The organism is Moorena sp. SIO4G3 (assembly GCF_010692305.1).
Classification (GTDB): domain Bacteria; phylum Cyanobacteriota; class Cyanobacteriia; order Cyanobacteriales; family Coleofasciculaceae; genus Moorena; species Moorena producens_A.
Window position 1 is genome coordinate 1 of sequence record NZ_JAAHIG010000421.1, and the last position, 7291, is coordinate 7291.

General features: G+C 41.8%; 7 protein-coding genes. 1 reads left to right on the plus strand and 6 read right to left on the minus strand.

Going from position 1 to position 7291, the window contains the following annotated elements; translation table 11 throughout:
* Positions 1–524 precede the first annotated feature (524 nt).
* The 3 genes from F6J99_RS38665 to F6J99_RS38675 form a co-directional block, all read right to left on the minus strand.
* Positions 525–1379, minus strand: coding sequence for an ion channel (locus F6J99_RS38665; RefSeq protein WP_293121300.1), 855 nt, complete (start codon positions 1377–1379; stop codon positions 525–527).
* A gap of 177 nt (positions 1380–1556) precedes the next feature.
* Positions 1557–3704 (minus strand): multicopper oxidase domain-containing protein, encoded by a 2148-nt coding sequence (locus tag F6J99_RS38670; RefSeq protein WP_293121302.1) that lies wholly within the window; start codon positions 3702–3704, stop codon positions 1557–1559.
* Positions 3705–4228: 524 nt separating this feature from the next.
* Positions 4229–4369 (minus strand): hypothetical protein, encoded by a 141-nt coding sequence (locus tag F6J99_RS38675; RefSeq protein ID WP_293121304.1) that lies wholly within the window; start codon positions 4367–4369, stop codon positions 4229–4231.
* 347 nt (positions 4370–4716) lie between these two features.
* Between F6J99_RS38675 and F6J99_RS38680 the strand changes: the two genes are divergently transcribed.
* A complete protein-coding gene (locus F6J99_RS38680) occupies positions 4717–4845 on the plus strand; it encodes a hypothetical protein (RefSeq protein WP_293121306.1) in 129 nt (42 codons plus the stop codon).
* Here F6J99_RS38680 and F6J99_RS38685 read toward each other — a convergent pair.
* From F6J99_RS38685 to cutA, 3 genes are all read right to left on the minus strand, one after another.
* A complete protein-coding gene (locus F6J99_RS38685) occupies positions 4830–5585 on the minus strand; it encodes a hypothetical protein (protein ID WP_293121308.1) in 756 nt (251 codons plus the stop codon). The two genes, F6J99_RS38680 and F6J99_RS38685, sit on opposite strands and share 16 nt — an antisense overlap.
* Positions 5586–5823: 238 nt before the next feature.
* Positions 5824–6570: a thioredoxin domain-containing protein gene (locus F6J99_RS38690; protein ID WP_293121309.1), complete on the minus strand. Its 747-nt coding sequence runs from the start codon at positions 6568–6570 to the stop codon at positions 5824–5826.
* Between the two features lie 229 nt (positions 6571–6799).
* Positions 6800–7291: divalent-cation tolerance protein CutA (cutA, locus tag F6J99_RS38695; RefSeq protein ID WP_293121311.1), on the minus strand; the 492-nt coding region annotated here is incomplete at its 5' end.

A 7291-nucleotide genomic window follows, 5' to 3' on the forward strand; every position in this document is an offset into this window, starting at 1 on the left:
GATTCGTTCCCACTGGTCATCCCGCAAGGCATAGCGACGTGTCATGATAGCACGGATCCTAATTGACTCAACTCTCTACATTTATCGATTCTAAACTAGATTGATTCCTATTTGATGACACGCCCTAAGGTAACAGCATTTGGGTAATAGAAATGCTATACAGCAAAGGGAACAGGGAATAGGGAACAGGGAATAGGGAATAGGGAACACGGATAAGAAAATTGCAGGGTGCATCTCAATGCATGCTATTTGACGCGGTGGTGCGTTACGGGACGGACTGTCCCAAAACTTGCTATGGCTTGCGTCTTGGCGAGCCCGTCCCTAACACACCCTACGCCACTGGTTTGATCCTTATTATTGCGTACGGTAAGCTGTTGTGGATTTAAATTTCACAACAGTAAGGCAAAAGGCAGAAGCGATGCAGTGCGGTCTTCCCTGCTCCCTGCTCCCTGCTCCGAAGTCCCTACTCCCTAAAACCCAGAATGAAAGTATCTAACCCCATTGAAAAACCCTATAAATTGCTATTATTTAACATCATGAAAGTGACTATAATCAATAATTCTACTGCCGTCTGATTTGCTATGAAACATATCTACAAAGCGCCTATCCCACAAAATTTCTGATGCGGTGTAGGAGTGACGACTGTGAATAGTCTGGGAAACCGTTTCATCAATACCGACTAGGGTGATAATAAGAGTGGCTTCCATTTCAGCCAGAGACTCTGGTGTTTCCCCATATAACGGACTACTTTCATCAATTGGATGCATGACTGTCCAAGTTAGACCAAAGCTAGGGGTTTGGCTACGCAACAGTTTCATGTCGTAGAATCGACGCATGGATTCCCCTTCCAAAGTCACTTCATTGCGCAGCAAACTTACCCTGAGCTGAGCTTCCAGAATCCGATTATCCCTTTCATTGGCAGTGCGGAACATGAGGGTAGTTACTCCATTATGGGGCGCAATCACTGCCCTACGACTGAAGATCACTCTGGCAGTAGGGCGAGAGAAGCGGGCAAACATGAGTCCCGTTGCCATGGCTAGGGCCATCAAACCCACTAGAGCTTCTATGGTAACGATGACATTAGCATAAGAGGTGACGGGATACATGGCACCATAACCAATGGATGCCATGGTCTGAACGCTGAAGAAAAAGACATCGAAGAAAGCACCTGGACGGGCATTTTCAATACAATTTCCTCCAGCTAGGTACAATAATGCAAAGACGATGTTAATGGTTAAATAACAAACCGCAATTAGTCCGAAAAATATCGGCCAATTAACGGTCAGCATTATATGATAAGGGTCACGCCAATGGTTATGGGATGACCCTTTGATAATTAGGTTTAATTGTCTAGGTCTAGTGCGTTTACCGATGCGCATCTTAGTTAGTTTTAATTTCTATTGGAAATTGTACCTCCACACCTAAGACACATCATCTTTGTTGTTTGACCCGGTGGTGGGTGACGGGCAGGGCTCTCTCAACCGATTCTGATCAGGGGGAAAATCAAGAGTAGCCCTTGCCTAACGCACCCGACGCTACTGTTACTTGCTAGAAGCCTATTTTATCTCAAATCCTCTCATCATTCCTTCATCTTCATGATCTAGAATATGACAGTGAAAAACAGATTCGCCAGTGAAGTCCTCAAACTTTGTTAAGAACGTCACTGGATAAGTAGCAGTAATGTTACCCTCTGTATCTGTATCTGGAGCTTTTAGATAGATAGTATCCTTCCAAGTAGGCTGGTCGTTCAATCCCACGTAATCTAGACCATCAGTCACAAGAAAAGGATTAACATGAATATGAAAAGAATGATTCCCCAGATTAGATTGTAAAATCCATTTTTCTTTTGTACCCTTGTTTACTGTTATGAAGTTATCCATTGAAAATTCTTCGCCGTCAGTTGATGGAGGGTAGGTACCTAGTACGCAAGGAGGATATTCGCAAGTATCCGACTTCTTCAACTGTGTAACCTTTATTAAAAAATCCCCCGTTATATTCAACTCAATTTTTTTATCGGTCTCACAGTTTCCATTTTGCCAAGGAGTGTCACTATCTGGGCAATTAGTAATATCCGGTACACGTGAAATATTCTGATATTCAGTGCTCTCATCATCAGGAAGATCAGATACACAAGTACTAGCACACTCACCGTCTACATTTATAAATGCTAGAATCTTTCTTCCTGCTTTTACGTCGGCTGGTATGTCTTGTTCATCTGGTTTTGTGGCGGTTTCTGGTACGGTATCAATGCGAGTATCAACAAGTAGATAGTTACCAGGTGTGTCAAATTTCACCAAAACGTCACTTCTATATCCTGAACCTAAGAAAATCTTCTCCCGGTCTCTCATATTCTTAAAAGTTATTCCATCTTCAGCAACCTCGTGGAAAATACCATTTATTATTTCTCCGCTGCCACATTTTCCAGTGAAATTGCTTTGATTTTCATCCTTACAAACAGCTACCTCAATTCGTTCTCTTACTCCTGCATCAATAAACCTCCATCGTTGAACTTCATTCTTGTTTATTGTAATTTGAGGAGCCAGTTGTCCATTGATAGTGGTATGTCCGCCATAACCATTCCATATAGCACCTTGTCCATCCCTTTGAGAGTATGATATTATTGTGTCCGGATTAGCAGGTATCAATTCAGGACAATTGTCATCATTATTAAGGTAATCACAAGCCTTTTTCGTTCCATCCCATTTTCCTGGACTAAATATTTCATCAAAGTTCTCAACATAACCCGTCAACTCCCAAGTAAATTCATTAGCGGCAATGAAAGGTATTTGTTGAAAAACAAATATCCTATCTTTAACGCCAGCCAGTACTGAAGCTAAAGATTTTTGACCGGGAATATCATTTTCAATGATAAGAGCACCAGCCATAGCACTGCTAGTCTGAAGTGCTGTAGCTTCATGCAAATGAGGATGATACCAGAAAGTCCCTGAAACATGATCCTTAGGAACTTTAATCCTGATGTTAGTACAGTAGTCCTTCTCGTCTATGACTCCGTCGTTGTTTCCGTCGTAGTCTATCTCAGGCTTGTAATAACCCGTGGAAACAGGGTCACATAAGTTATTATCAGGCTTTATTTCAACCAAAACGTCATCTTGAGTAGGCTCTGGAGAAACATGGAGACCATGAGTGTGTAAATTAGTGCTATTGAAGTAGGGATTTTTAAACTTATCGTAGGGAATCGATAAACAATCAGTTCCAGGGCACGAAGGAAGTCCGTTCTGAAAATTAATATTAAGAGGAAAATATTTACCACCAGTAGTCGGATCCTGTTGAATAGGGGTTTCTGAAGTTTTTATTTTTATGGTTGGGCCCACTGGTGCATTTGGAAGTGTTTGAACATCAGTATCTCCTTCAGTAGTAGTCTTAGTATTAGTAGTATAACCTCTTAGTTTCACGTGGAAACCCCCAATCTCATAGTCTTTATATTCGGCTGTTAAATCTATCTTTTCTTCTAATTTCGGGTTTTCTAGAAGCAGCATCGGAGGCTGAGAAAAATTTTCTCCATAGCACATTTTATTCCTCATCAGGTGTGTGTCTATGTATGGAATGGAAGGATCGTCGTCTAGAACAGTTCCTTGCAAATGAGGAACGGAGCATCCAGCAGCAAACGCCTTTGATGAAGACAAGACAAAACTTGTAACAAAAAATACAAGGATTGCAAACACTCTTAACGCGAGTTTTAGCACAAAAATGACCTCTCTATATCTACAATAGACATCTCCAAAAATGTCAGCCGTCCGCCTTCAGCCGTCAGGGCACGCGGTGCTAACAAAAGAGCACCATTTGTAGCCCATAAGCTGATAGCTGAATCCTTACCCATAAATTAGGTTTTCACCTAGATAGGATGGGCGTTTCGGATTTTTTTGTCGGAGAAGTTTAATGTCTATAAATTAGGATATCAGACAAGCTGTCAAATTTGTTGAAAAAAAAAAAAATTTTTTTTTCGACTCTCTCGCGGATAGTCAGATCAGGTTGTTTCCTGTCTAGCTTGAGGGGGTGACATGAGTCCTAAAACGCTTAGTATATAAAGCTTTGAGGCCGAGAGCAGGTCAAAGTTGCAGAACATAGGAACTATCTACATAGCATTTTATTTGAGTTGTAAACATAGGATTAATCTAAACAGAAACCTAGGAGAAGGAACTGAGCAGCAGTAGGCAAGAGCTTGGAGCATTTTTGGCTGTTATCAAAAATTAGCAAGATTGTTCACGACCTATTTATAAATGCTATAGCGGTTTTTAATTTGGTGAGCTACAGAGTTTCTGGTTTTAGGGAATAGGGAACAGGGAACAGGGAACAGGGAAGAGAGAAGAGGGAAGAGAGAAGAGGGAAGAGATAAGAGGGAACAGGGCAAAAATCCTGTATACCTGATTAGGGTAAAAACCGCTATAGATCAGAGCCAGCGAAAACCCATGATGGTGCTATAGCTTTAGTACAAATGCTGTGCATAAGTGCTCACGGGGTGACAACAAAGCTCAAACCTAGACAGGTGTTGGGTGGCACGGTTTTAGGTGTTGGGGAAATTACAGTGACTCGTGTTGTTGTATTTGGGAGCATTTGAACAGAAAATAACTGCTCCAACTCAATAGATAGTTTTAATCAACCACTACGCCATGACGATGTTCACGCTTCACCTAACCCCTAAAACCTAACCCCTGTAGGACTTTCAATTGGCTTGTCACCCCCTGAGGCATAAGTGACATGCTCCATTCCCCATTCCCGATTCCCGATTCCCGATTCCCGATTCCCGATTCCCGATTCCCGATTCCCGATTCCCGATTCCCGATTCCGGATTCCCGATTCCCGATTCCCTTTTATTCAGTTACTTGACCACGGACTAATGCCCATCCTGTCGTAACCTGACCGTAAGCCCAGGTAATGTAAGGAGCTATACATAACTTAATTAACCAGGGTATCACCATAATTGCGCTAAATATAATCAGTCCTAATACCTTGCTCCCGATTTTCTGAATTCCGTTCACCAACTCCTGCACTCCTGCTACAATTTTTTGGGAATCGTCTCTAAGGGAATCGAGGTTAGGAATACCGCTAACAATAGTATTAAAAACCCTAAGTATTTCCAAATTATCCTTTAACACTGCCTTGACCTGTTGCAAACCAACCACTTGTACTTCAAACCCAGGAATAGTAGGCATAGCCACTGAAACTTCTTTCATCTCGATATTCACCTTAGGCGGAAATCTACCCTTCAAGTTGACATTTGGTTTCACCGGAAGATTAACATCTGGGATGCCAAGATCAGGCAAAGTTACTCCTGTAGGAATCTGTTCAACTATCTCTAAGGCTTCTTGCACCTCTGCCTTTACTGTTTTGATTGGTTCTATGATATTAGCAATTTCTTCTTTTGCTTTTTGAGTACTCTCCTTCACCTCCACTAGGGTGTTATTGATTTCCACTAAAGGGCCACTTACTAGACTTTTGATGTCATGTAAAATTGTTAAAAAAGTAATCAAAAATACGACTACTAGGATAATCGGTATTAAGGCATAGATAATCATAACTATACCATTAAGTCGTTGCCTTAAACCACTGCTTTGATCAACTCTCATCGTCTTACCTCTAGTCAATTAATCACGTTGTCTGACTAAGAAAGTATCTTAAATGTTCCTCGATTAGATATTAAGTTTTAAAGAGCGAGTGGTGCGTTACACCGACGGGCTGTGCCAACACTGGCTACCTATAAAATTAGGGCGAACCCGTCTTATCACGCACCCTACCAACTTTTGCCTCTTGCCTTTTGCTTCTTGCCCCAAGAGGTGTGTTTACAACTCAAATAGAAATACTAGATCATGATCTGACCTGTGCCAAAATACTCTCCATTTCTGATAGGTTGAGAGGAACCTGAAGCACTTCTGTGTTCAACATAAAGAAAGGAGTACCCTTAAGAGCCAAGCTCTGAGCTAATTTCAGATCGTCCCTAATGGCAGCTTCCGCTCCAACACTAATGCGATCGCGATTAAATTGCTCTAGATCGAGATTAAGATTTTGGGCGATCGCCACATACAAATCTTCATCCAAGTTATCTTGCTGCTCAAACAGGGCATCTTCATACTCCCAGAATTTCCCTTGCTGAAAAGCCGCCCAAGCTGCTTTAGCAGCGGGGATTGCTTCAGGATGAATCTGACTTAGGGGCAAATGCTTATATACTAAGGTTACCTGATCGGAATGTTTGTCCATAAACTGCTTTACGCTTTGGTTAGCTTGGGCACAAAATGGACATTGAAAGTCAGAAAACTCCAACAGCACAATGTTATTTTCCGCCACACCAGTAGTAGGGGAATTCCCAATTATCGATGCTGGCTCTGTACTCATTTGCTGCAAAAATGCTCGCCTGGATTGGGCTAGCTCTTGCTGTTTTTCCTGCTGGTAAGCTTGCAGCGACTCTAAAATAGCCTCTGGATTATTCCGGATAATGGTTAACACTTGCCCTTCTAGTTGATCAGGGTTAGCAAAGTTGGTGCTGCAACTGCTCAAAGTGAGCAAACACAGGAATAAGCTAACAATAGTTAAGGAAATTCGAGACAACTGTTTCATTTTCAACTGTTTACTGTTTAGTAGTAATGACCAACTGTTTACTATAGCATTTTTTAGAGTTATGAGGTAACCATTGAGCCGTCAGCTATTATAGCGTTTCTAGGATTTATGAGGTACGCTTCTCAACCTCAAAGTCCCCCTTGATAAGGGGGATTTAGGGGGATCCCTTTGTACCTCATGGCATAGAGAATTGCTAGATCTATCAGATAACGGTCTCCTGCTGGTGACATCAAGCTTTAGGATAAACATCTTTATTTAACCATTCCATAAAACCAGAGTTGACTGATTCAGGAGAAATTTCTGCAATCAAATTGGTATAAGTAATGTGTTTAGCAATTACCTGTTCAATCTCTTCTCGATAGCCAGACTGGGTTTTGATAATCAGCACTGTTTCTGGTTCTTCCACAATTTTACCTTCCCAGGAGTAAGCACAAGTGATCGGAAACCAGTTAGTACAAACAGCTAGCTTTTGTTCCAGTAATGCCTTACTAATTTTACTGGCTTCTTCGGTAGTGTTGAGGGTGACGTAATAAAGTTTCATCTTTCTCGATAAAAGGGATAAAAACACTATATCGCCTGACTGGCTGACAACCAGCATTATTAGTCTTACTAGGTCAACGGCTGTGGGGAGATGGGTAAATCGGGGCATACCCGACTCCCGACTCCCAGGGCGTGCCTTTGACCCGTAATTAAATTCGCCACGGGTCGAACCTCTTGAATA

Coding starts and splice junctions, on each gene's coding strand:
- F6J99_RS38665 (WP_293121300.1), bottom strand. CDS start 1,379: ATGCGCATCGGTAAACGCACTAGACCTAGACAATTAAACCTAATTATC.
- F6J99_RS38680 (WP_293121306.1), top strand. CDS start 4,717: ATGCTCCATTCCCCATTCCCGATTCCCGATTCCCGATTCCCGATTCCC.
- F6J99_RS38685 (WP_293121308.1), bottom strand. CDS start 5,585: ATGAGAGTTGATCAAAGCAGTGGTTTAAGGCAACGACTTAATGGTATA.
- F6J99_RS38690 (WP_293121309.1), bottom strand. CDS start 6,570: ATGAAACAGTTGTCTCGAATTTCCTTAACTATTGTTAGCTTATTCCTG.